Source organism: Gaetbulibacter jejuensis (assembly GCF_039524015.1).
GTDB lineage: Bacteria > Bacteroidota > Bacteroidia > Flavobacteriales > Flavobacteriaceae > Gaetbulibacter_B > Gaetbulibacter_B jejuensis.
In genome coordinates this window covers 1,016,881-1,042,920 of sequence record NZ_BAAAGF010000001.1, presented here as the reverse complement: position 1 = coordinate 1,042,920, position 26,040 = coordinate 1,016,881, and the positions used below count along the sequence as shown (strand labels likewise).

Annotated in this window: 23 protein-coding genes; 20 read left to right on the top strand and 3 right to left on the bottom strand. The window is 31.9% G+C overall.

Annotated features, from left to right (window positions below):
* Positions 1 to 14 precede the first annotated feature (14 nt).
* The gene (gene ubiE / locus ABD011_RS04550) at positions 15 to 746 is read left to right on the top strand and encodes a bifunctional demethylmenaquinone methyltransferase/2-methoxy-6-polyprenyl-1,4-benzoquinol methylase UbiE (protein ID WP_131505965.1); all 732 of its coding nucleotides are present in this window, start codon (positions 15 to 17) and stop codon (positions 744 to 746) included.
* A gap of 1 nt (position 747) precedes the next feature.
* Positions 748 to 1,461 (top strand): type IX secretion/gliding motility protein PorT/SprT, encoded by a 714-nt coding sequence (gene porT / locus ABD011_RS04545; protein WP_131505966.1) that lies wholly within the window; start codon positions 748 to 750, stop codon positions 1,459 to 1,461.
* Between the two features lies 1 nt (position 1,462).
* Here the strand turns inward: porT and ABD011_RS04540 are convergent, their stop codons facing one another.
* Entirely contained in the window at positions 1,463 to 2,182 is a 720-nt protein-coding gene (locus ABD011_RS04540; protein WP_343796146.1) for a TrmH family RNA methyltransferase, read from the bottom strand.
* A 131-nt stretch (positions 2,183 to 2,313) separates the two neighbouring features.
* On the opposite strand from ABD011_RS04540, the gene tamL reads away from it, so the two are divergent.
* From tamL to ABD011_RS04515, 5 genes are all read left to right on the top strand, one after another.
* Positions 2,314 to 4,863 (top strand): translocation and assembly module lipoprotein TamL, encoded by a 2,550-nt coding sequence (tamL, locus tag ABD011_RS04535; protein WP_486323396.1) that lies wholly within the window; start codon positions 2,314 to 2,316, stop codon positions 4,861 to 4,863.
* A 127-nt stretch (positions 4,864 to 4,990) separates the two neighbouring features.
* The gene (fbaA, locus tag ABD011_RS04530) at positions 4,991 to 6,058 is read left to right on the top strand and encodes a class II fructose-bisphosphate aldolase (protein ID WP_131505969.1); all 1,068 of its coding nucleotides are present in this window, start codon (positions 4,991 to 4,993) and stop codon (positions 6,056 to 6,058) included.
* Between the two features lie 39 nt (positions 6,059 to 6,097).
* Positions 6,098 to 6,955 (top strand): acetyl-CoA carboxylase, carboxyltransferase subunit beta, encoded by an 858-nt coding sequence (gene accD, locus ABD011_RS04525; protein ID WP_129759289.1) that lies wholly within the window; start codon positions 6,098 to 6,100, stop codon positions 6,953 to 6,955.
* Positions 6,956 to 7,079: 124 nt separating this feature from the next.
* The gene (gene rpsO / locus ABD011_RS04520; RefSeq protein WP_129759290.1) at positions 7,080 to 7,349 is read left to right on the top strand and encodes a 30S ribosomal protein S15; all 270 of its coding nucleotides are present in this window, start codon (positions 7,080 to 7,082) and stop codon (positions 7,347 to 7,349) included.
* Positions 7,350 to 7,561: 212 nt separating this feature from the next.
* The gene (locus tag ABD011_RS04515; protein WP_129759291.1) at positions 7,562 to 9,814 is read left to right on the top strand and encodes a polyribonucleotide nucleotidyltransferase; all 2,253 of its coding nucleotides are present in this window, start codon (positions 7,562 to 7,564) and stop codon (positions 9,812 to 9,814) included.
* A 59-nt stretch (positions 9,815 to 9,873) separates the two neighbouring features.
* On the opposite strand, the gene ABD011_RS04510 is transcribed toward ABD011_RS04515, so the two are convergent.
* On the bottom strand, positions 9,874 to 10,581 hold the full coding sequence (locus tag ABD011_RS04510) for an LA_2272 family surface repeat-containing protein (protein ID WP_343796140.1): 708 nt from the start codon (positions 10,579 to 10,581) through the stop codon (positions 9,874 to 9,876).
* A 117-nt stretch (positions 10,582 to 10,698) separates the two neighbouring features.
* Here ABD011_RS04510 and ABD011_RS04505 point away from each other — a divergent pair, with 117 nt between their 5' ends.
* From ABD011_RS04505 to rpe, 10 genes are all read left to right on the top strand, one after another.
* On the top strand, positions 10,699 to 11,667 hold the full coding sequence (locus ABD011_RS04505; protein ID WP_343796137.1) for a hypothetical protein: 969 nt from the start codon (positions 10,699 to 10,701) through the stop codon (positions 11,665 to 11,667).
* 114 nt (positions 11,668 to 11,781) lie between these two features.
* Positions 11,782 to 12,498, top strand: coding sequence for a hypothetical protein (locus tag ABD011_RS04500; protein ID WP_343796135.1), 717 nt, complete (start codon positions 11,782 to 11,784; stop codon positions 12,496 to 12,498).
* A 45-nt stretch (positions 12,499 to 12,543) separates the two neighbouring features.
* Complete coding sequence (locus tag ABD011_RS04495) at positions 12,544 to 13,101, top strand: RNA polymerase sigma factor (RefSeq protein WP_343796133.1); 558 nt, start codon at positions 12,544 to 12,546, stop codon at positions 13,099 to 13,101.
* Positions 13,091 to 14,311 (top strand): outer membrane beta-barrel protein, encoded by a 1,221-nt coding sequence (locus ABD011_RS04490; protein WP_343796131.1) that lies wholly within the window; start codon positions 13,091 to 13,093, stop codon positions 14,309 to 14,311. Before ABD011_RS04495 ends, ABD011_RS04490 begins: the two co-directional genes overlap by 11 nt.
* A 379-nt stretch (positions 14,312 to 14,690) precedes the next feature.
* Complete coding sequence (gene proC, locus ABD011_RS04485; RefSeq protein ID WP_343796129.1) at positions 14,691 to 15,497, top strand: pyrroline-5-carboxylate reductase; 807 nt, start codon at positions 14,691 to 14,693, stop codon at positions 15,495 to 15,497.
* Position 15,498: 1 nt separating this feature from the next.
* On the top strand, positions 15,499 to 16,278 hold the full coding sequence (gene proB / locus ABD011_RS04480; RefSeq protein ID WP_129759295.1) for a glutamate 5-kinase: 780 nt from the start codon (positions 15,499 to 15,501) through the stop codon (positions 16,276 to 16,278).
* A gap of 12 nt (positions 16,279 to 16,290) precedes the next feature.
* Entirely contained in the window at positions 16,291 to 17,490 is a 1,200-nt protein-coding gene (locus ABD011_RS04475; RefSeq protein ID WP_343796127.1) for a glutamate-5-semialdehyde dehydrogenase, read from the top strand.
* An 81-nt stretch (positions 17,491 to 17,571) separates the two neighbouring features.
* Positions 17,572 to 17,946 (top strand): hypothetical protein, encoded by a 375-nt coding sequence (locus ABD011_RS04470; RefSeq protein WP_129759297.1) that lies wholly within the window; start codon positions 17,572 to 17,574, stop codon positions 17,944 to 17,946.
* An 83-nt stretch (positions 17,947 to 18,029) separates the two neighbouring features.
* Positions 18,030 to 18,893: a sigma-70 family RNA polymerase sigma factor gene (locus tag ABD011_RS04465; RefSeq protein WP_053976055.1), complete on the top strand. Its 864-nt coding sequence runs from the start codon at positions 18,030 to 18,032 to the stop codon at positions 18,891 to 18,893.
* A 197-nt stretch (positions 18,894 to 19,090) separates the two neighbouring features.
* Positions 19,091 to 19,753 carry a ribulose-phosphate 3-epimerase gene (gene rpe / locus ABD011_RS04460; protein WP_129759298.1) on the top strand — a complete coding sequence of 221 codons (663 nt, stop codon included), beginning with the start codon at positions 19,091 to 19,093 and terminating at the stop codon, positions 19,751 to 19,753.
* Here rpe and ABD011_RS04455 read toward each other — a convergent pair whose 3' ends face one another.
* Entirely contained in the window at positions 19,754 to 20,605 is an 852-nt protein-coding gene (locus tag ABD011_RS04455; protein WP_343796119.1) for a zinc-dependent peptidase, read from the bottom strand.
* 207 nt (positions 20,606 to 20,812) lie between these two features.
* Here ABD011_RS04455 and ABD011_RS04450 point away from each other — a divergent pair, with 207 nt between their 5' ends.
* The 3 genes from ABD011_RS04450 (at position 20,813) to ABD011_RS04440 (ending at position 26,031) form a co-directional block, all read left to right on the top strand.
* Positions 20,813 to 21,040, top strand: coding sequence for a hypothetical protein (locus ABD011_RS04450; RefSeq protein ID WP_262732134.1), 228 nt, complete (start codon positions 20,813 to 20,815; stop codon positions 21,038 to 21,040).
* A 48-nt stretch (positions 21,041 to 21,088) separates the two neighbouring features.
* A complete protein-coding gene (locus ABD011_RS04445) occupies positions 21,089 to 23,152 on the top strand; it encodes a glycosyltransferase family 9 protein (protein WP_343796117.1) in 2,064 nt (687 codons plus the stop codon).
* A 95-nt stretch (positions 23,153 to 23,247) separates the two neighbouring features.
* Positions 23,248 to 26,031 carry a sugar-binding domain-containing protein gene (locus ABD011_RS04440; RefSeq protein ID WP_343796115.1) on the top strand — a complete coding sequence of 928 codons (2,784 nt, stop codon included), beginning with the start codon at positions 23,248 to 23,250 and terminating at the stop codon, positions 26,029 to 26,031.
* Positions 26,032 to 26,040: the final 9 nt, after the last annotated feature.

The following is a 26,040-nucleotide window of genomic DNA, read 5'->3' as shown; positions in this document are numbered from 1 at the left end:
TGCCAAAAAAAATAATGACTGTAAAAATTAAGCCATATAAAGATAGTGACCTGAACAAAAAGCAACAGGTTACTAAAATGTTTGATACTATCTCTAAAGATTATGATGGACTTAATAGAGTTATTTCTTTTGGTATTGATATAAAATGGCGAAATAAAGTAGTTGATATTGTATCAAAATCTAAACCTAACACTATTCTTGATATTGCAACAGGCACTGGAGATTTGGCTATTAGCCTAACCAAAACTAATGCTAAAGAAATTATAGGATTAGACATTAGCGAAGGCATGCTTGAAGTTGGAAAGCAAAAAATAGCTAACAAGCAACTTGATGACACTATTAAAATGATTATTGGTGACTCTGAAAACTTACCATTTGACGATAATACTTTTGATGCCATTACAGTTGCCTTTGGTGTGAGAAACTTTGAAAACCTTGATAAAGGACTTTCTGAGATTTTACGAGTTTTAAAACCTAACGGAACATTTGTAATTCTTGAAACATCAGTTCCTACTAAAACGCCTTTTAAACAAGGCTATAAATTTTATACTAAATATATTTTACCTACTATTGGAAAAATATTTTCAAAAGACCGTTCAGCTTATTCATATTTGAGCGAATCGGCTTCTATTTTTCCACATGGTGAAGCTTTAAACAATATTTTACGTAAAAATGGGTTTATAGATGTCAGTAATAAACCTCAAACACTTGGTGTTGCTTCAATTTATATAGCATCTAAATCTTAATATGAAAAAAACGCTTTTAATTTTAGTACTATTAATAGTAAGCCAAACGGCTTCTGCGCAGCTTTTTTCAAAAGAAAAAATAAAAAACAACGAGAACTTTGATAAGCAACGGTTAAGTTGGGGATTTTTTCTTGGGTTGAACAGTTATGATTTTCAGTTCAACTATGAGCAGGATATGGATGATATTCTTGTAGAATCTACTACTGGGTTTAATGTTGGTTTAATTTCTGACTTAAGATTAAATGAACACTTAAACCTTAGGTTTGAACCAGGTTTATTTATTACGCAACGTAATTTGCAATATAGCCCAAGTGCTTTTCAAGGGTTAGAGTACAATTCTTCTGATTTATTAAGAGAAGTTAAATCTACCTACGTTCATTTTCCTTTACTCCTTAAAGTATCCACAAAACGTATTAATAATTTTAAGCCTTTTGTTTTAGCTGGAGTATCCACTGCAATAAACCTATCTAGTAACGAAGAAAATCCTGACGATAATAGTGTAGGACAGTTTAGAACCAAAAAAAACATGGCTTTTTATGAGCTTGGTTTTGGGATTGATTTTTACTTATTCTGGTTTAAATTCACACCTTCAATTCGTGGTGTTTTTGCTTTTAATGATGAAATTGTAAGAGACACTGACCCAAATAGTCCTTGGACAAGTAATGTACACACCATGAAAACAAGAGGTGTGTTTATTAACTTTACATTTCAATAAATTACCTTTTAAATTCGCTTAAAAAAATTGAAGTTGCTGTAGCAACATTTAAGCTTTCGGTTGCTTGTAGATTTCCAAACCTTGGAATGCTTATTTTTTGATCGATAAGTTGTTCAATCGCTTTTGAAATTCCGTTAGCCTCATTTCCCATTACAATAATGCCTTGTCTTGGCAACTCCATTTCATAAACATTTTTTCCGTCCATAAAGGTTCCAAATTTTGGCATTTTAGAATTTGCTAAAAACGTTTCCAAATCAAGATAACTCACATTAACACGCGTTAACGATCCCATAGTTGCCTGTACTACTTTAGTATTAAAACAATCTACTGTAGTTGTACTACACACAAGATCTTTAACTCCAAACCAATCGCAAAGCCTAATGATAGTTCCTAAATTACCAGGATCTCTAACATCATCTAAAGCCACTATTAAAGCATTTTCATTTACAGGGTTAGGTTTAGGAATTTTAAAAACAGCCAATGCAGTATTAGGTGTTTTTAAAGCACTTAGTTTTTTCAATTCAGCATCAGTTACTAAAACTGTTTGTTGCGTTGGTGCTTCAAAAATGGTTTCGGTAGTGAATAGCGTATGAAGTTCTATACTAGAATTAAGAAACTCTTTTATGCCTTTTACACCTTCTACAATAAAAAGTTGATGCTGTATTCTAAACTTTTTTTGACCTAAACTCGTAATTAATTTTATTTGGCTCTTTGTTAACATTAAAATGTATTTACTTTTGTTTTATTGTTAAAGCATTACAAAGTAATACTTTTTTGGACTAATTTTTGTTATGCTATCACAACATTAAAAACTGTAAATTTGGTTAAGTAATAAATCTTAATTGTTTCTGATTGAATAAAACACTTAAAAATATATTTATTTATATAGGTTTATCCTGCTTGGTAACGTCATGTAATGTTATGAAACGGGTTAAAAAAAGTGATTATCTTTTAACAGAAAACACTACAATTGTTAATGGCAAAAAAAACAACACCGAAGACATTAGCAACCTTTACTACCAAAAACCTAACGGAAAACTACCTTTACTAGGAACTCCTTTAAGACTTCATATTTACAACCTAGCAAGACCTAATATTGATTCTATTTTACAGGAAAAAATTTACAACAACCCAAGAAAAGTAGCTTGGAAAACTAAATTACTATCCAGAAAGCAACTTGAAAAAGACATCGAGTCGCGCAAAAACTTAAACCGATGGCTTAAAGAAACTGGTGAAGCTCCTGTGATAGTTGATGAAGTTAAAACTCAAAAAACTGCTACAAACCTAAAAAACTACTACTTTAGAAATGGTTGGTTTGATGTAAAAACATCTTATGAAATTGCAAAAGGCGAAGACCAACGCGCTAAAGTAACGTATAATGTAGAAACTGGAGACCCTTACATTATCGACTCTTTAAATGCTAAAATTAGCACTCCAATTATAGATTCTCTTTATCAACAAAAACTAAAAAAAGGATCTTTAATCAAAAAAGGTGAGCGTTACATTGAAGACAACTTTAGTGGTGAACGAGAACGATTGACAACTGCTTTAAGAAACTCAGGCTTTTATCATTTTGGACAAGACTACATTTCTTATGACATTGACACAATTGGTACAAATAAAAAAGTAAACACCGATTTAGTTATAAAAAACAGATCTATAAGAAATGAAGACTCTACCAGCAGAGTTCCTTTTAAAGTTTACAAGATAAAAGAAGTTAATGTATTTACTGACTACAAATTTGAAAACAAAGATTTAACTTTAAAAGATTCTACAGACTACAACGGGTTTAACCTTTACAGTTTTGACAAGTTAAAATACAGACCCAAAACACTAACTGACGCTATTTTTATAACAAAAGGCGATGTTTTTAAAGATATTGACAGAACAAGAACCTATAGGTACTTAAGCAACCTTAACACATTTAGGTACCCAACCATTGACTACATTGAAAACGCTAATGACACAACATTAACGGTAAACATAATGTTGTCACCTGAAAAAAAATACAAACTTGGGTTTAGGTTTGATGTTACACAAAGTAATATTCAAACCATTGGGTTTTCTTTCAGTACAGGACTTAATATTAAAAATGTATTTAGAGGCGCCGAAACTCTAGAAATTTCTGCTCTTGGTTCAATAGGAGCTTCAAAAGATGCAGGAAATTCAAAAGACCAGTTTTTTGACATTAATGAGGTTGGAGCAAATTTAAGACTCACCATACCAAGATTATTTTTCCCAACAAATACCGAAAAAATAATCCCTAAATACATGACTCCAAGTACACGTATCAGTTTTGGAGCAACCAGTCAGCGTAATATAGGTTTAGACAAACAAACACTAAATGGAATATTTAACTACAATTGGTATCCTTCAACTAAAGTTACCAATAATCTAGACCTTTTTAATATTCAGTTTGTAAAAAACCTAAACACTGCCAACTACTTTGGTGTATATCAAAACTCGTACAATAGATTAAATACAATTGCTCAAACTTACAACTCAAATGCTTCTTATTTAGATGAAAATGGAAATTTAACCTATCCTGAAGGAACAGATGGTTTTATTTCAGACGTATTAAACAACAACACAGCATTAACTCCTGATGATGATAACTATATTGATGTAAGCAACATTTCACAACGAGAGCAACGTTTAACTGAGGACAACCTTATTTTTTCTTCAAGCTTTAACTATACTAAAGACCGAAGAGAAAACATTTTTGACAATGATTTTTCAATTTTAAGATTCAAGTTAGAATTTGCAGGAAATCTACTGTCAAACCTATCTAAACTTACAGGAGCAGATAAAAATGAAAATGACCAATATGAGATTTTTGGAGTTGCCTTTTCTCAATACATCAAAGGAGAGTTTGACTATGTAAAACATTGGGATTTAGGCAAAAAAAACATATTTGCTGTGAGAAGTTACTTTGGTATTGCTGTTCCTTACGGAAACTCAAACAGTATACCTTTTTCAAAGAGTTTCTTTGCTGGTGGACCTAATGACAATAGAGCTTGGACAGCCTACAACTTAGGACCTGGAAGTTCAAAAACCACCAATGAATTCAATGAAGCTAACTTTAAAATAAACCTAAGTATGGAGCAACGCTTCAATATTTTAGGAAATTTAAATGGTGCTTTATTTGTTGATGCTGGTAATATTTGGAATGTATTTGATAATGTTGAGGACAAAGATGCTATTTTTAGTGGGTTTAGCTCTTTAAAAGACATAGCTATTGGTTCTGGTTTTGGATTAAGATATGATTTCAAATTCTTTATCCTTAGAGGAGATATTGGCTTTAAAACTTACGATCCTTCATACAGTTTAGGCAATCGTTGGTTTAACGATTACAACTTTGGAAACGCAGTATACAACATAGGAATTAACTATCCTTTCTAAAAAAACACAAGCCCTAAAATCTACAACGTTTTAGTTGATTTCTTTGAATAACTAATTATAAATTAGCCTCTGTTTATTCAAAAATTGATTACTTTTGAAATAACAATTTCAATTTAAAAACTAAAAAATGAGTCACAATATCAAACCTGGAGTAGCAACAGGAAAAGAAGTTCAAGAAATTTTTAAACTAGCCAAAGAAAAAGGTTTTGCACTACCAGCAGTAAACGTTATTGGCTCTAATACTATAAATGGAGTATTGGAAACTGCTGCTGCATTAAACGCACCAGTAATCATTCAGTTTTCAAATGGAGGCGCACAATTTAACGCAGGAAAAGGGTTAAGCAACGAAGACCAAAAAGCTGCAATTGCTGGATCTATAGCAGGAGCTAAACACGTTCATCAAATGGCAGAAGCCTATGGTGTTCCTGTAATTTTACATACTGACCACTGTGCAAAAAAACTATTGCCTTGGATTGATGGTCTTCTAGATGCTAGTGAAAAACATTTTGCTGAAACAGGAAAACCGCTTTACAGTTCTCACATGATTGATTTAAGTGAAGAACCTCTAGAAGAAAACATAGAAATATGTAAGCAATACCTTGCTAGAATGAGCAAAATGGGAATGACCTTAGAAATTGAGCTTGGTATTACAGGTGGTGAAGAAGATGGTGTTGACAATACTGATGTTGACGATTCAAAATTATACACACAACCAGAAGAAGTTGCTTATGCTTATGAAGAGTTAAGCAAAGTAAGTAGCCAATTTACAGTAGCTGCAGCTTTTGGTAACGTTCATGGTGTTTACAAACCTGGAAACGTAAAATTAACTCCAAAAATCTTAAAAAACTCTCAAGAATATATTTCTGAAAAATATGGTGTTGAACACAATCACATTGATTTTGTATTCCATGGTGGTTCAGGTTCTACAGTAGAAGAAATTAGAGAAGCTATTGGTTATGGAGTAATTAAAATGAACATTGATACTGATATGCAGTATGCATTTATGAGTGGAGTGAGAGATTACATGGATGAAAAATCGGAGTATTTAAAATCTCAAATTGGAAATCCTGAAGGTGATGATGTACCTAATAAAAAGTACTATGACCCAAGGGTTTGGTTAAGAAAAGGAGAAAACACTTTTGTTGAACGTCTAAAAAAAGCGTTTGAAGACCTAAATAATGTAAATACTTTATAACTTTGCACTCTAACTAACTTCTAATTAAAATTAATTTTAATGTCTTGGTTTAAGAGAAAAACAAAAGGTATAACAACAACTACCGAAGAGAAAAAAGACACTCCCAGAGGGTTGTGGTACAAGTCTCCTACTGGAAAAATTGTTGATACCGAAGAATTAGAAAGGAATTTCTACGTAAGTCCTGAAGATGATTACCACGTAAGAATTGGTAGTAAAGAATATTTTGAAATTCTTTTTGACGATAACAAATTCAAAGAATTAGATACTAAATTAGAGTCTAAAGACCCTTTAAAATTTGAGGATACCAAAAAATACCCTGACCGTTTAAAAGCTGCTCAGGAAAAAACAAAACTAAAAGATGCAGTACGTACAGCTGTAGGAAAATCTAAAGGAAAAGATTTGGTTATAGCGTGTATGGATTTTAGTTTTATTGGTGGTTCAATGGGAAGTGTTGTGGGTGAAAAAATAGCACGTGCTGCTGATTATGCTTTAAAAAACAACATACCATTCATGATTATTTCAAAATCTGGTGGTGCTCGTATGATGGAAGCAGCATTATCTTTAATGCAATTAGCTAAAACATCAGTAAAATTAGCACAATTAGCCGATGCTGGAATTCCTTATATCTCATTATGTACCGATCCAACCACAGGAGGAACAACAGCGTCTTTTGCAATGTTGGGAGATATTAATATTAGCGAACCAGGAGCTTTAATTGGTTTTGCAGGACCTAGAGTAGTGAGAGATACCACAGGACAAGAACTTCCTGAAGGCTTTCAAACCTCAGAGTTTTTATTAGAACATGGTTTCTTAGATTTTATATCGCATAGAAAAGATTTAAAGAATAAAATAAATCTCTACATAGATTTGATTACAAATCAACCTCTAAGAGCATAAAAAAAAGCGAGCCAAATGGCTCGCTTTTTTAATTAATTCTCTTGCAAATCACAAAAAAACACTATATTTGCCGCTTGAAAGAAAATCTTTCATATACATAACAATCATTTATAATAATATTAGCATGTATTTATCAAAAGAAGCAAAAGAAGAAATCTTCGCAAAACACGGTAAAGGAAAGAACGATACTGGTTCTGCTGAAGGACAAATTGCGTTATTTACGTACAGAATTAATCACTTAACAGAGCACTTAAAACAAAATCGTAAAGATTTTAATACTGAGCGATCGTTAGTAAAATTAGTAGGAAAGCGTCGTGCTTTACTAGACTACTTAACTAAAAAGGATATCATGAGATATCGTGCTATTGTAAAGGAATTAGGATTAAGAAAATAATCACAATTAAGAGGCTTCGCGCCTCTTTTTTGTTTTATAAACAACTCTTACGAAAGAGTATAACATTCGTAAAATAAGAAGCTAAATCCCAAAATAAAGTTTGGGGCAAAAGGTTTTTCATTGGTCACACAACAACTACAACAACACAACGACCATTGTTTAACATTGTACTAATATGCGCAAGTATTATTAGTATTAGAATTAAAAATTTTATGATTCCAAAAACTTACAAAGAGGTCATAGACCTAGGTGATGGTAGAGAAATCTCTATCGAAACCGGAAAATTAGCAAAACAAGCTCATGGTAGTGTTGTGGTGCAATCTGGAAAATGTATGTTATTATGTACAGTTGTTTCCAACTACAAGTCTGCCGATGTTGATTTTTTACCACTTACGGTAGATTATCGTGAAAAATTTGCAGCTGCTGGTCGTTATCCTGGTGGATTCTTTAAAAGAGAAGCAAGACCAAGTGATGGCGAAGTATTAACAATGCGTTTAGTTGACCGTGTGTTACGTCCATTGTTCCCAAAAGATTACCACAGCGAAACTCAGGTAATGATACAGTTAATGTCTCACGACCCAGAGGTAATGCCAGATGCAATGGCAGGTTTAGCTGCTTCTGCTGCTATTCAATTATCTGACATTCCTTTTGAAGCACCAATTTCTGAAGTTCGTGTAGGACGTATCAATGGTGAATTCATTATCAACCCTTCTTTATCACAATTAGCCGAGTCTGATATCGATATGGTAATTGGAGCCTCTGCAGATTCTGTAATGATGGTTGAAGGTGAGATGGAAGAAATTTCTGAAGAAGAAATGACTGAAGCTATAAAAGCTGCACACGAAGCTATTAAAGTTCAATGTGATGCTCAAATTAGATTAGCTGAAGCTTTTGGTAAAAAAGAAACTCGCGAATATGAGCCTGAAAGAGAAGATGAAGATTTAGCTAAGAAAATCCATGATATGGCATACGACAAAGTATATGCTGTAGCAAAAGGAGGATCTTCAAAACATGAAAGAGGCGCTGCATTTGCTGAAATTAAAGAAGAAATTGTAGCTACGTTTACTGAAGAAGAACTTGAAGACTTTGGTGACTTAGTTTCTAAATATTACAGCAAAGCTGAAAAAGCAGCTGTGAGAGACTTAACTTTAAACGAAGGTTTACGTTTAGATGGTCGTAAAACTACTGACATCAGACCAATTTGGTGTGAAGTAGATTACTTACCATCAACACATGGTTCTTCAATATTTACTCGTGGAGAAACTCAAGCATTAGCAACCGTTACTTTAGGAACATCTAGAGAAGCAAACATGATAGATATGCCATCTTTTGAAGGCGAAGAGCGTTTTTACCTACACTACAACTTCCCTCCTTTTTCAACAGGAGAAGCAAGACCAATTAGAGGTACATCGCGTCGTGAAGTAGGACATGGTAACTTAGCACAACGTGCACTTAAGAAAATGGTACCAGAAGATTGCCCATACACAGTGCGTGTAGTTTCTGAAGTATTAGAATCTAACGGTTCGTCTTCTATGGCAACTGTTTGTGCTGGTACAATGGCACTTATGGATGCTGGAGTTCAAATGAAAAAACCAGTTTCTGGTATTGCAATGGGATTAATTTCTGATGCTGAAACAGGAAACTATGCAGTTTTATCTGATATTTTAGGTGATGAAGATCACTTAGGTGATATGGACTTTAAAGTTACAGGAACTGCTGATGGAATCACTGCTTGCCAAATGGACATTAAAGTAAAAGGATTATCATACGAGATTTTAGTAAAAGCACTAAAGCAAGCTCGTGATGGTCGTTTACATATCTTAGAAAAACTTACTGACACCATCGCAACTCCAAATGCAGATGTTAAAGGTCATGCACCAAAAATGGTAACAAGACGTATTCCAAATGAATTTATTGGAGCACTTATTGGACCTGGTGGAAAAAACATTCAAGAACTTCAAAAGGAAACTGAAACTACTATCGTTATCAATGAAGATCCTGTTACTGAAGAAGGTATTGTTGAAATTTTAGGTGTAGGTTCAGAAGGTATTGATGCTGTTTTAGCTCGTATCGATGCAATGTTATTCAAGCCAGAAGTTGGTAGTATTTACGAAGTAAAAGTAATTAAAATGCTAGACTTTGGTGCTGTTGTAGAATACACTGAAGCTCCTGGAAACGAAGTATTATTACACGTAAGCGAGTTGGCTTGGGAACGCACAGAAAATGTTAGCGATGTTGTTAACATGGGAGACGTTTTTGATGTGAAGTACTTTGGTATAGATCCTAGAACTCGTAAAGAAAAAGTATCTCGTAAAGCTATTTTACCAAAACCTGAAGGTTATAAGGAAAGAGCTCCAAGAGACAACAACAAAGGTGGAAACAGAGATAATCGCGGACGCGATAATCGTAATCGTGACAACCGTCGTGATGACAGAAAACCTAGAAATGATAAGAAAGAAGATTAATTCTTCAATCTGTTAATAAAGCAAAAGCCTATCAATCATGATAGGCTTTTTTTATTTTTCTATGATTTGAACTGCCAATTAATAATAGGAAAAGAGCGTTTATCATTTTTATTCCATAAACCAAGTTGTATTCCTCTAAAGTTTTTTGCTCTATTGAAAAAACCTATTTGAACACCTCTACCTTTTTCAAAAATTACATTTTCAACACTAATTTGCACACCATTGAATCGCATTGCTCCATTTCCCCATACACTAGCTAGCATAATCCCATTACCTTGAAAAACTTCATTTCCACCAAATCCTATAATTATGCCATTTGCCCTCTCAATAGAATTACTCATTCCTGCAATAGAGATTCCGTTATTTTTTCTACTATAATGCATAAAACCAGTTACTGAGACTCCATAAGCATCAATACCTTCAAATGTACCTGTAGAAAGGTTTAACCCATAAATTTGCTGAGTTGTATGTCCATTCATAAAAGATTGATATGTCTCTTCATTATTTGAAATGGGTGTTTTTGGCGCTAAAAAATAAAAAAAGGATAATGGAAAAACCTCCAAACGCACTCCAAAAGTTCTTGTTAATCTGTTATCATTTCCATAATCAGTAGGAAACGCTCCTAAAGACAATCCTATAATATCTGTATTCTTAGTATGTGTTATCCAAACAGGAAAGCGCAAGTTTCGTTTTTCTTCTATTCCATTTTGACAAAAACCTTGAAATGAAACCAAAAAAGTAAAAGCAATTAAAATGTAATTTTTCATAATTATCGTTTTAAAATTCAAGTCAAAATTATTGCTATAATCACATTTACAATTAATGAAATCACGAAGTATTAAATTTATTTTTGCGATAATCACAAAATATAATTAGCTTTGAGTATGTTTCAAACTACTTTTTTAGAGCATTTAAAAAACGAATTACCAAAAAACACTTCAACTATTGAAGCTGTTGCTACTGCATTAGATATTAGTTATGATGCGGCTCATAGGCGAGTAAGTTTAAAAAGCAAACTATCGTTAGATGAAAGTGTTGCGCTAGCTAGATATTATAATTTGTCTTTAGATAGATTGTTTGAAACTACTTCTTCAGAATTTGTAAGTATTGAAAAAACAAAGCATATTGAAAGTGAACTAGACCTTGAAAACTACTTTAAAGATTCCTACAATTCGCTTTTACCGTTACTCACTCAAAAAGAGAACAGTATTTTATATTCCGCTAAAGACATTCCGCTATTTTATAATTTAAATGGTGATACGTTAAGCTGTTTTAAATACTATGTGTGGTTAAAATTATTAAACCCTAAATTTGCCACTAAAAGCTTTAATAACTTTGCGCCTAAACCCAACTTAATCGAAGCTGGTAAAAAACTAGGAAATCTTTACAACAATTTAAACACGCATGAAATTTGGGATATCACCTCAATAAATAGCACTTTAAAACAAATTCATTTTTACCATCAAGCAGGACAAGTCAATACTAAAACTGCTATACTATTATGCGATTTATTAAAAGATGTGATACAGCGTATACTAGATAAATTAATTGCAAACCCAAACCAATTTAAATTGTACTACAACGAGCTGCATTTAATGAATAACCATGTTTTAGTCAACACACCTAATACCCAAATGCTCTACGTACCATTTACCTTACTTTCTTATTATAAAACCAGTGATAAGCATACTTGTACTGAAGCTGAAATTTTTCTAAACAAGCAATTACAGAATTCTAAATTATTAAACACTGCTGGAGAAAAAGAGAGAAACACATTTTTTAATAAGCTGTTTGCTAAAATTGACGCATTAAAACAACTTATTGTGGCTACAGAATTATTAGGTTTTGAATAAATTATACTTTTTTTAGAGACTTACCATTCTCAAAGCTTAATAAATAAATTGTGTTTCTGACGCAACCTTTGTATTAATATCAAGACTATAGGTAAAACAACAAAAACATTAATCATGAAAAATAATTTAATTTCATTACTATTAGTCACTGTCATTTTTTCTTGCTCTAATAGCGAAAGCAATGAAAATGATAACCAACCAAAGTTGATAATGGTAACAGAATTAATTACACAAAATGGTGAATTAACCGATTTTGGTCCTGAAGGTAATGTTACATATCAATATAATTCTAACAACTTTGTTTCTGTGCTAACAGCTTCAGGAGGTTACATAAAAGAATTCGCGTATAACTCAAACAATCAAGTTATTAGTGAAACTTATAATAATGAAAATGGTTTTTCTTATACAATTAACTATATGTATGAAAATGGATTAATTACTATGGAAACCTATGAAGATGATAGTTATATAGAATTTGTTTACACAAACAATTTAGTGTCTCAAATGCTCTTCAACTATCCTAACAACCCTCAAAACAACAGCTCAATATCATTAACTTATGATGCTAATGGTAATATTAAAACTTTAATAGATGATGCTACATCTGAAATATTTGAAAGCTACGACTATGACAATATGATAAATCCTTTTAGCTTGTTATTTCCTTCTTCCTATAACAAAATTAAAAGGATATCAAATAATAATATGACTTATAGAGAAGATTGTAACCGAATCACAGTTTATGATTATAATAACCAAAACTTACCTTTGAGCTCCACTTACAATGACTGCGGAGGATTTACCAAAGAAAGAGTTTATTTTTATGAATAGAAATACCTACGTTAGGTATTTAAATAAAATCTATTTAAGTCTAAATTGAATCAACTAGATAAACTTATAAAGTCCTGTAAAAAAAATGACATTAAAGCTCAAAGTAAACTCTATGAGCTTTACAAGGATGATCTATACATTTTAAGTTTAAAGTACTGTAGAAATAAAGAAGAAGCACAAGACAATCTTCAAGATTCATTTTTAGAAATTTTCAAAAACATAAAAAAGTTTAATAATAAAGGTTCTTTTGAAGGATGGATGAAACGTATAACCATAAACAAAGCAATTGACAAGTACAAAAAGGAGACCGCTATAAATATTGTTATTAAAGAAGAAATTTTACCTGACACACATATAGATACTGACGAATTAAACATCTCTTTACATTTTATTTTAAGCCTAATTCAAGAGCTTCCTAGTAGATATAGGTTAGTTTTTAACCTTTATGAATTAGATAATTATTCACATAAAGAGATCGCAAAATTATTGTCTATAACTGAAAGCACATCGAAGTCGAATTTACATAGAGCAAAACTGATTTTGAAAGAAAAACTAAAAAATATTAACAGCTCTCAAAATAAAATAAAGCATCATGGGAATTAAAAAAGATATAGGTCAAGCTTTTAAAGAACGCTTATCAGAATTCAATGATTCACCTAACAATGCTGTTTGGGAGCAAATTGAAGTAGAGTTAAAAAAAGACAAAGAAAAAGATAAGCCTATTGTAATTTGGTTAAGGTATGGAACTATTATGCTTGCTCTTTTTCTTCTTTTATTTTTAAACAGAGATTACATATCAGGTTTTGAAAACAATAGTGAAATTAATAATAAAACTATTGAAAAAAACGAACAAAACTCCAACTTTTCTAGTACACCAAATACAAACCAATCCAATGTAAGTAATAGCAATCAAGCAAGTGAAGAAATCATTTTAAGTAACTATAAAGATTCTACTCATTCTGCTTCAACTACTCAATCTAAATTAAATAAAACTCAAAACAACAAACCAGCTAAGACTATAAACCCACACTTTAAACAAAATCAAAATTACACAACAATAAACTCTTCAAACAATAAAAAAAGTGAGTTTTTTAATAATCATAAAAACGAAGTTTATAATTTCAATACAAATGATTCAATAAAAATTCAAAAAGACAAGACTTTAGCTATTAGTTTGAAAGATTCAACTAACACTAAAAAAGAACTAGAAAAAAATCACAAAAAAGAAAATACTGATAAAACAACTAATAAAGACTCTATCACAGACGAGCCTAAAGAATCTAAATGGAGTATTTACCCTAATGTTTCAATAGTTTATTATGATGCATTTAAACAATCATTTCAAGACCAAACTCAATTAAGTTATGGTATTTACTTTAATTACTTACCTTCAAATAAAATAAGTCTCAGGCTAGGAATAAACAAACTATCATTGCAACAAACTTTCACCGAAAACAATACTTTAACAAAACAAGCTGTTGAGTATTTAGAAATTCCTTTTGAAGTAAAATATTCATTCACTCAAAACAACATATCTCCCTATTTTATTGGAGGCGCTAGTTATTTAGCTATTAGCGATGCTGAACTATCTATAACCGAAAATAATATAACCTCAAGCACCTCAAACAAGAATGATTTTTCTAATTTAACAATATCTATAAATGCAGGCCTTGGAGTTCAAACCAGACTATACAAGAACTTTTATTTTAATGCAGAAGGTTTATTTAAATATCATTTAAAACCATATTCAGAATCTGTTGATTTTTATCCATATACAATTTCTATACTTGGAGGAATAGAATATAAGTTTTAATAAAAATCAAATCTCAATTAAGACAATGGCTGAAATGTATCTCCTAATAAATATTTCAGCCATTTATATTGCTCTTGTTCTTTGCTTGATAATTCCTATTTCTTCTTAAAAAGAAAACAATTTCAAGCCTTACTAAATTATTCTCTTCCTGTAAATACACTATTTGTCACCGACAAGGTGTCAGTTTTTATAGTTTTTTCTGTTTATTGAAATTCACATATTCTCAAGCATCTTTCTAATACATTATACATCTGTTAATAAAACCCAGAAATCTTTTTAAACTTCAAAATTCTCAAAATCAAGTTTTTAGTTTGGCACTATCGCATAGTGTTTGTGGCTTAATAAGCACTGACAAGTAAAGTTTAACTAAAACAAAATTATGAAAGTATTAGTAATAGGTGCCGGAAACATGGGCTTAACCTATTCAGAAGGAATGGCAGATTCTTCTTTATTAGGAAAACAAAAATTAAGAATCTACGATACCGACCCGAACAAAATTGAAACACTAAGACAAAACCCAAGCTTTGACGTATACACTTCTTTAGAAGATGGTTTACCAAAATCGGACATTGTGTTTTTAGCAGTAAAACCTTATCACTGCGAAGATCTCTTTAAAGACATGAAACCCTTAATTAATAGTGAACAAATATTTGTATCACTAATGGCAGGTGTAAGCATTGAAACCATCCAAAATGGTTTAGGTGTAAAAAAAGTAATACGTACTATGCCTAACCTACCTGCAAAAGTTGGTAAAGGTGTAACCTCATATACAGGTTCTAAAGCTATATCGCGAGTGGAACTTTTAATGGTAAGACACTTATTAGATACTACAGGAACATCCATACATGTAGATACTGAAAAATTCATTGATGCCTCAACAGGTATTTCTGGTAGTGGACCAGCTTACGTATTTTATTTTATGCAATCAATGTTAGAAGCTGCTCAAAAAATGGGCTTTTCAGACTATGATTCAAAAATTCTAGTAAGCAACACTTTTGAAGGTGCTATTGAATTGTTTAATCAATCTGATATTTCACCAGAACGCTGGATTGATAAAGTAGCCTCTAAAGGAGGAACAACACAAGCAGCAATAGACTCTATGGAAGATAATAATGTAAAACAGCTTATTCAAGATGCAGCATATGCAGCCTTTGACAGAGCAGTTGAATTAGGAAAAAACAAATAAAATGAACGACGATATTAAACGAGTGGTTGTAAAAGTAGGAACCAACGTTTTAACAAATAAAGACAATAGAATTTTAGGACCAGTACTAAGAGAATTAGTACGTCAAATTTCAGTACTATATGAAGAAAATATCATGGTAATCCTTGTGTCTTCAGGTTCTGCGATTGCAGGAATGGAGGTTTTAGGAGACACTAATATTAAAGACAAATCAATAAGACGACAAGTGTATTCTGCTGTTGGACAACCAAGGATGATGCGTCATTACTACAGTATTTTTCATGATTACGGAATGCGTTGCGCTCAAATATTGGCTACAAAACGAGACTTTGACCCAGGAAAACACAGGCAAAACATGATTAATTGTTACGAAGGTTTATTGGCAGAAGGCGTTATTCCTATTGCTAATGAAGATGATGCAGTATCCTTAACCATGTCAATGTTCTCAGACAATGATGAGTTAGCTAGTTTAGTTGCTGAATTGTTAGATGCAGACCGATTAATCATTTTATCTGATACTGATGGTTTATATACTGGTCATCCAGATGACGATGAATCTCGAAAATTAAACCTGGTAACAACAAACCAAAACGTAGAAAAATACGTCTGCGCTTCAAACAAAAAAGAAGGTGAAGGTCGTGGTGGTATGGCTTCAAAATTAAAAATAGCCAAAGGCACAGCAAAAAAAGACATACCAACTTACATAGCTAATGGTAAGCGCGAAAATGTAATTGTAGATATAATTAATAACAAACAAGTAGGAACTAAATTTATTAGTGCCTAAAAAAACAAAAAAATGAAACTTTTAAACACAAATATTAAAAACAACGTATTAAAATCGATGGCAAAAATTCTGGATCGTAAACGCGATGCTATTATTAAAGCCAACAAAAAAGACTTAGACGCTTTTCAAAAAGAAGATCAAGCACTTTTTGAACGTCTAATTGTAAATAACAAAAAAGTTGATGAAATGATTGAAGCAGTAAATTCAGTAAGGCTTCAAGATGATCCTGTTGGACAAGAAATTTCAAATAGAACCTTAAAGAATGGACTTAATATAGTGAATACCACTGCTCCATTCGGAACTATTCTTATTATATATGAATCTCGACCTGATGTTACTATTGAAGCTGCAGTATTAGCCTTTAAAGCCAATAATAAAATTTTATTAAAAGGCGGTAAAGAAGCCTATAATAGTAATATTATTTTAGAAGAGTGTTGGCACGAAGCATTAACTGAAAACGGTTTATCTAAAGATTGGATTAAGCTACTACACTTAAAACGTGAAGAAACACAAGAGTTTTTAAGAAACCCAACAGAACCTTTAGACTTAATTGTTCCAAGAGGTGGAGAGCGACTTATTGAATTTGTAAAAACTCATGCCACTTGCGCAGTTTTGGTTAGCGGTAGAGGAAATAATTTCTTGTATGTTTCTGAAAAAGCAGATTGGAGCAAAGCGGTAAATGTAATTATCAATGCCAAAACCAATAAAATTTCAGGGTGCAATGCTTTAGATAAAGTACTTATTAATAAAAACCTTCCTGAGTATGAAACTAAATTAATGATGCTAAAACAAAAATTAGAGCAACATAAGGTTGAAATCATTGCAGATAAAAGCGTTTCTAATATTCTAAAAAATGTAGATGAAGTTTCACAAGACACTATATGGTATGAAGAATTTTTGGCATTAAAACTTTTAATTGCTTCAGTTGATACTATTGATGAAGCTACAAGAATGATTAATAAATATTCAGGAAAACATTCAGCTGCTATTATTACCGAAGATAAAACTGAAGCATTAAATTTTATGAATACTATTGATAGTGCTGCAGTTTACCATAATGCCTCTACTCGATTTACAGATGGTGCACAAATGGGAGTTGGTGCTGAATTAGCAATTAGCACAGATAAGCTACACCATAGAGGACCACTAGGCTTAAAGCAGTTAGTAACTAATAAATATTATGTGTTTGGAGATGGGCAAGTAAGAGTATAAATCGTGCACTCCAAGCGTTTCTTAAAAGTTAAAATGGTTTGAAATTTTGCATTTGTCGCAAAAAAAATTATAATATTAGTTATGATTTACACAGATAAAGATAAATATTCAGACTTTTTAAACGACTCAGTTACTTATCTCAAACAACACGGTTTTGAAAACATAAAAGCCGATATTGATGGTTATGAGACGCCAAAATCTTATGCAAAAAAAGGAAGTGACATTGTTGTAACTCCTGATATTGTTGCTGAAAAAGAAGGCAGAAAGCACATTTTTGATATTGGTTTAAAATCTTCTAAACCAAACTTACTTAAATCAAAATGGTTATTTCTAAATACTTTAAGCAATCTTAAATCGCATAGATTTAGACTTATAACTACTAGAGGTCACTACAAGTTTACTAATGAAATGTTGGACGATATTAACTTAAATGATAAAAAATTAATTAAAATTTAATTTTTTGTAACATTTTAAGCACTTCGTACGTATAACTATATGCAACATTAAAATTCACCCTTAAAAATAAAGGAGATCATTAGATGAGACAACTTAAAATTACGAAGCAGGTTACTAATAGAGAAACGGCTTCGCTAGACAAATATTTGCAAGAAATTGGAAAAGTTGACTTAATTACCGCAGACGAAGAAGTAGAATTAGCACAACGTATTAAAGCAGGAGATCAAGTGGCTTTAGAAAAGTTAACTAAAGCTAATTTACGTTTCGTTGTATCGGTAGCAAAGCAATATCAAAACCAAGGATTAACATTACCAGATTTAATTAATGAAGGTAATTTAGGTCTTATAAAAGCTGCACAACGTTTTGATGAAACTCGTGGTTTCAAATTCATTTCGTATGCGGTTTGGTGGATTCGTCAATCTATTCTTCAAGCATTAGCTGAGCAATCTCGTATTGTTCGTTTACCGTTGAACAAGATTGGATCTATCAATAAAATCAATAAAACATTTGCATTTTTAGAGCAAAGTCATGAACGTCCACCAAGTGCTGAGGAAATCGCAAAGGAATTGGATATGACTATTAACGACGTAAAAGAGTCTATGAAAAACTCTGGTCGTCATGTAAGTATGGATGCACCTTTAGTTGAAGGTGAAGATTCTAACCTTTATGATGTATTACGAAGTGGAGAGTCTCCAAATCCTGATAAAGATTTATTACACGAGTCTTTACGCACTGAGATTGAAAGAGCGCTTGAAACCTTAACACCTCGTGAGGCTGACGTTATTCGTTTATACTTTGGTTTAGGTGATCAACACCCAATGACCTTAGAAGAAATAGGTGAAACTTTTGATCTTACTCGTGAGCGTGTACGTCAAATTAAAGAAAAAGCTATTAGAAGACTTAAACATACTTCTAGAAGTAAAATATTAAAAACATATTTAGGTTAGTAATTCTCGATAATTACGACTAAATTACCGTAACAAACAGTTACACATAACTGTTCGTTTTTTGATTGATGAAAGAACCCAGAGCTGATTACTCTGGGTTCATTTTTTTTAAGTCCATCCCTAAATCCCTTCCCAAAGGGAAGAGACTATGAAAAGACTTTTCTATCTTTGCAAAAACTTTCAACAACACAACAATAATGAATTCTAAATTAATTGCTCCTTCTGTTTTAGCAGCAGATTTTGCCAACCTTCAACGAGATATAGAAATGGTTAATACTAGTGATGCCGATTGGTTTCACATTGATATAATGGATGGTGTTTTTGTACCAAACATATCTTTTGGAATGCCAGTTTTAGACGCTATTTCAAAACATGCTAAAAAAACCATTGATGTACATTTAATGATTGTTGACCCAGATCGCTACATAAAAACCTTTGCTGATTTAGGAAGCAATATTCTAACGGTTCATTATGAAGCTTGCACACATCTACACAGAACTTTACAAGCTATAAAAGCACATGGTATGAAAGCTGGAGTAGCGTTAAATCCGCATACTAATATTAACGTACTTGAAGACACTATAAACGATATTGACCTAGTATGCTTAATGAGTGTAAACCCAGGTTTTGGTGGTCAAAGTTTTATTGAAAACACATATAATAAAGTAAAACAGCTTAAAGAACTAATTACCAAAAAAGGAGCTTCAACAAAAATTGAAATTGATGGAGGCGTTACCAATAAAAATGCAAAGCAATTGGTTGATGCTGGAGCTGACGTATTAGTCGCAGGTAGTTATGTATTTAAAAGCGAAAATCAAATTGAAACTATTAAAGATTTGAAAGCGTTGGCTAACTCTTAATTAGTAGCCTGCAAAGTTAAAATTAAGCATCTGTTTGGTTTTGTCGTAGATCTCAGGAAATAGCGATTTAAACTCATCAGGAGTTTCAATAAAGGTTTCAATAATAACCGCTATAAACTCAAACTGGTTGGTATAAGCATAGTCCCTAAAGTATTTAGACGCTATTAAATCTTTTCTAAGTGTTTCTTCATTGGACAATAACGTGGTAAGCTCTTTAAACGAGTCAGAAAAAATAGTAGAGCTAACATCACGTTCTTTTATACTATTTAAATGAATAGCGTGGGCAAACTCATGTATACCAAGGTTTAAGTTATCATTATCAATAGCAAAGCCTTTTTTAAAATCTTTCCAAGAGAGCACCAAAGTTTGCAATTTAGGATTAAACTCCCCTTTATGATAATCGTCATTAATAGTTGAGTAAAACTCTTCTGGATAAATAAAAATATTATTTATCAAAGCTATATAAAAGTCTCTAAAACCAAAAGTAAGCATTACTGCTGTTGCTGAAATAAGGACTTTCATTTCTTCAGTAATTTGCAACCCGCTTCTTCCAACAAACTCTTTATCTGCTATAAACGAAGCAACACGATGCTCAAAATACTTTTTGTACTTAGAATTTAATTTATTGTAAAACTTAAATTGATTTTGCAGTATTAACTTTTGAGGTTCATTAAGTTGTTTTAAAAAGAAAGGAGAATGAACATAAAAAGGTTTTTTACGCTTCATCACATAACTTAATTCTGCCATTTTTAAAGCAAAGTAAAAAAGCATTCCCAATAAAATAGCAAAGAAAATACCAATGACTATTTTGCCACCTGTTGTTAGTTGTTCGATAAGTAATAGTAAATTCACTTCAAAAATAACGTTGTTAATAAGAATAGATTGTGAGGGAGTCTATAATTTTAGGTTTTATAAATATAAAAAAATGACAGATATTTTAGTACCCTTAAAATCAAATTACTTTTTTTAAAGGATTATTGAATTATGAGTTGTTATATATATAACTAACAAGCATTTTAATTTTTTTTGTTAAATTTAGAAATGTAAACTCCATTTACTATGAAAAGAAGACATTTTATTAAAAAATCTGGTAAAGCAATTTTAGCTCTTTCTGCTATTTCTATAACAGCCTCTGTAGCATCATCGTGTAGCGAGTCTGATGATGATAGTTTTGATGATGGATATTATGGTGACGGTTATTATGATGATGGGTATTACGACGATGGATACTATGATGACGGTTACTATGATGATGGATATTATGACGATGGGTACTATGATGACTAATATTTCCATAGACATCTTTTAAGTGTTTCTTATTTATTTTCCTCTAATTTGAATTCAGTACTGTTTTTACATGATACTTCTTTAGCTACGCCTAGAGGAGCAGAATTGACTATTAAACAATTAATCCGTTTAGGTGAGCAACGACAATATTCTGTAACGTTAGACTACCTTAGGAGTTTTGATACAACCAAAAGAAATATTCAAAATTCAGATTTAATTATTGTTTGTAGCATTACACGTTGTCAGTATGAACTAGAATTAATCAATTATTTAATTTCTTCAAAAGCACTGTATATAAAAATTGAATACGATTATAATTTCTGCGTGAGAAGGAACATTTTATGTACAGTTGACAGAAAAGTAACCAACTGCTGCAACCCTGATAAATTTCATCATTACAGAAATTTATATGCAAATGCAAAGTTTAATGCATTTCAATCACCTAGCCACTACAAAGCACATGTTGATTTTTTTGGAGATGCAGTTTCAAACCACATGATCAAACCTCCTACTGTACATGTTGAAGATTTACAAATTAGTGAAGAAAAAATTGAAGACACGATTCCGTTTTTTGGAGACCTCAATTATTTAAAAGGCGGATACGCCTATGTAGAATATGCTAAAGAACATCCCAACATTAATTTTACAGTTTACGGAGAAAACAAGTTGCGTACTGAGCTACCCAGCAATATAAGCTTCCATGAGCCAATACCCAACAAAGAGGTTTTAAAAATACTGGGGAAAACCAAAACGTTTATCTGCCAACCTATATGGCCAGAACCTTCTGGTCGTTTGGCTGCAGAAGCCTTTTTATCAGGATGTAATATTATTTCAAATGACAGAATAGGCACATTTTCATTTGATTTTTATCCAAATAACAAAGATAAAGCCATTCATGAAATGAAAACTATTTTGGATGAATTTTGGGATAGAGCAGAACAAAATATCAAGAAAAAACCCAAAACAAAAACCAACTCCTTAGGAAAGGTATTAGTTTACAAAAGCTATGGAGGCTTAGGCGATATCTTTTTTTCAATTCCTGCAATTAAAAAACTAGCTAAAGTATCTGACAGTTTACATTTTGCAGTAGCTCCTCGTTTGGTTGATTTTTTCACAAACCACCTTGAAGGCATTACAGTTGTTAATGAAGAAGACGCAAGACAACAAGAAGACAACTATGATAATATTTACGAATTAGGTAATTATCCTGCTTTTAGAGGATACGATTTACCTCATGCGCTTAAATATCCAACACATAAAAAAGTAAAACAGCATTCAATTGCACATTATATTGATACAGTTTCAAAGCTTCACAAAAACATAAACAATAGCTATGATGGGTTTCCTTATTTTAAAACTTCTAAAGAAAATCCAAAATATTATGTTCTACATCATGGAGCTGGTTTTTTGTTAAAAATATGGCCTACAGAAAAGTATGCTCAACTTATCGAAACCCTTTCTGAGCTTTTTCCAACACTAAATTGCAAGATTATAAAAGGCCCAAATGACCCTGACATTGAAGCTTATTTCTCCAAACCAATGCCACATATAGAATATATAACAGGCGGAATGACTGATGTTGGAAATGCAATGGCTGGAGCTCTTTTTCATATAGGAAATGATGCAGGAATCACTCATGTTGCTGGTGCTTACAATGTACCTACCGTTGGCATTTATGGACCTACTGGACCTGGAAGCTGGGGAAGTTTTTCTGAGAACAATGAAATTATTTGGGGTAAAAAAGGCGTTTGTAATATTCGTTGTAACTATGATGTGATTTTAAATTGCGACCATAAAGTTTGTTTAAACTCAATAACAGTCAACAGAGTTGTGGAAGCTATTTATAAACTTCTTCAAAAAACATATCCCAAACTTCCTAATACTCTAAAAGTTAATCCTCAAACAGTTATTGATTTTAGTGATAAAGATTGCTTGATTAAGTTATACGACAATGAATTTTTATTGGAATATCATAACGATTCAATGAAAAACCAAATTGAGGATTTATTACAAAAAGAATCTGTTGCCACTAAAAATGACATGTCTTTTAATATGGTTTTAGAAGTTTTGAAACAACAACATATCATCTTCAATATACCCAGTTTTTCTTAATTCAAAAAGGGTTCCATTTCGTTTCAAAACGCAGTATTATTTAGTAATTTAGGACTTTACTATCATTTTCTGAATTACTAACCATTACGCATTTAATGAAAAACCTTTACTTACTTTTAGTAGCAATACTTTTTATAAGCTGTAGCGAAAAAAAGACTCCTAGAACTCTAATGGACCTTCAAGGTCAATGGCAATTCGCAACCGACTCATCTAATCTAGGTGTTAATGAAAAATGGTTTTTAAAAACCCTTAACGATTCCATCAATTTACCTGGAACAACAGATACTAACCAAAAAGGATTTATTAATACTGATAGTACAACCTTACACTTGAGCAGACCTTACAAATATGAAGGTATTGCTTGGTATAGAAAAAAAATAATCGTTCCTGAGCACTTCAAAAACAAACATATAGAGTTAGTATTAGAACGCTCAAAATTTTCAAAAGTATGGATTGACTCAACATTAATTGGTTCTTCTAAACTATTACAATCTCCTCAACAGTTCAATGTATCTAAAGTCCTAACTCCTGGTGAGCATTTTATTACAATACAAGTAGACAACAGTTTAAAATTAACACCTTACGGAAATGTACATATCTATTCTGACGATACCCAAACAAACTGGAATGGCATTATTGGAAAAATGTATTTAGAGGCTTCTCCAAAAACTTTTATTAGCAATTTGCAAGTACATCCTAATATAGACAAAAAGAAAATTAATGTCTCTATTGAAATTGAAAATGCTCTTAACCTTTCCAACTTAAATATCCAATTTGACATTAAGAAATCACACGATGGAAAAACAACTCAATTAACACCTAAAACATTCAAAATTAAAGACAACAAAGCTATTTTAGAATACGTCTTTAAAGATTCTATTGGTTTATGGAATGAGTTTGAACAACCTTTATATGAATTAACTGCAACTATTCTAAACCCTGAAAGCAACGATGCAAAAACCGTTAGCTTTGGTATGCGAAATTTCTCAGTTAATGGTACGCAATTTACCATAAACAACACTAAAACATTTTTAAGAGGTAAACATGAAGCTGCTGTTTTTCCTCTTACTGGTTATACACCTACTAGTGTTGAGGATTGGGAACGTATTTATAAAATCGCAAAACAATATGGCATCAACCACTATAGATTTCACACCTATTGCCCTCCTAAAGCTGCATTTATAGCTGCCGACAAAACAGGAATATACCTTCAAGTTGAATTGCCTTTTTGGGGTGGACTAGAATCTGATACTATAGCTAACAATTTAAAAGAAGAAGGCATAGCAATGTTAAAAGCTTATGCAAATCATCCTTCGTTTGTAATGTTTTCTCCTGGCAACGAAATTTGGGGAGGTCATGACAAGGTTGAAAATGTAATGCTTGCTTTAAAAAATTACGACAGCAGGCCTCTTTATGCTATGGGCTCTAACAACAATATTGGATATCTTGAACCCAGAGCTTATTCGCAGTTTTTTGTTGGAGCTAGAATTCCTACAAATGGTCATTCTACTAAAGGACACACAAGATTAACACACGCTTTTGCTGATGCTGAACAAGGCGGAATATTAAATACCTCAACACCATCAACACTGGTAAATTTTGATTATGCTGTAAACAACATGCCAATTCCTTTAGTAAGTCATGAGATTGGTCAGTATCAAATTTATCCCAATTATGATGAAATTGACAAATACACTGGTGTTTTAAAACCTCGAAATTTACAAGTGTTTCAAAAACGCTTAGAAAAAGCTGGAATGGAGCATTTAGATAGTAGTTTTCAAAAAGCATCTGGTGCGTGGTCTGCTATTTGCTATAAAGCTGAGATGGAAGCTGCATTACACACTAAAGGAATGGCTGGATTTCAGTTATTGGACTTACAAGATTTTCCTGGTCAAGGTACTGCTCTTGTAGGTGTTTTAGATGCATTTATGGAAAGTAAAAATGTTATAACTCCTGAAGCTTGGAAACAATCTTGTAACGATATTACTTTGCTGGCTGAGTTTTCAAAATACTGTTGGACAAATACTGAAAGGTTTCAGGCACAAATTAAGATTGCAAACTATTCTGATGCTATAGTTGATACAGTTATTGACTGGATAATCAAAGATGAAAACGGAAACACTTTTAAACAAGGGAGTTTTGACAAACAATCTTTTATTAATGGAGAATTATTAGATGTTGACACATTAACCTTAAAATTAGATGGTATTGATACTGCAAAAAAATTAACGCTTAATATTACTATTCCAAATACATCATATAGCAACTCGTATCCTATTTGGGTTTACCCTTCAAACCAAAAAAATATTATTCCTGAAACTGTTTTAGTAACCAACACATTTAATTCAACAACTCTTTCTAGTTTAAAAAACGGAAAAAACGTATTGCTTTTTCCAGACTTCAGTACTTTAGAAAATAAAAGTGTCGCTGGACATTTCCCTCCAGATTTCTGGAATTATGGAATGTTTAAAAGTATAAGTGAATCTGTTAAAAAACCCATTTCTCCAGGAACTTTGGGTATTCTCACAAACCCAAAACATCCAATCTTTAATAATTTCCCAACAGATTATCATACCAACTGGCAATGGTTTTCAATACTAAAAGAAAGCAGGCCACTAATTTTAGACGAACTCAACAAAGCATTTTTACCGACAGTTCAGGTTATTGACAATTTAGAACGAAACCATAAACTAGGTTTAATTTTTGAGTTCGATGTTGGAAAAGGCAATTTACTTGTATGTATGTCTCCTTTGAATACCATTAAAACTCCTGAGGCAGTTCAGCTTTATCAATCTATTTTAAATTATATGAGTTCTGATAATTTTCATCCTAAACAAGCTTTAAAGTATTCTGATCTTGAAACCTTATTCAACAATTAAAAGTTGTAC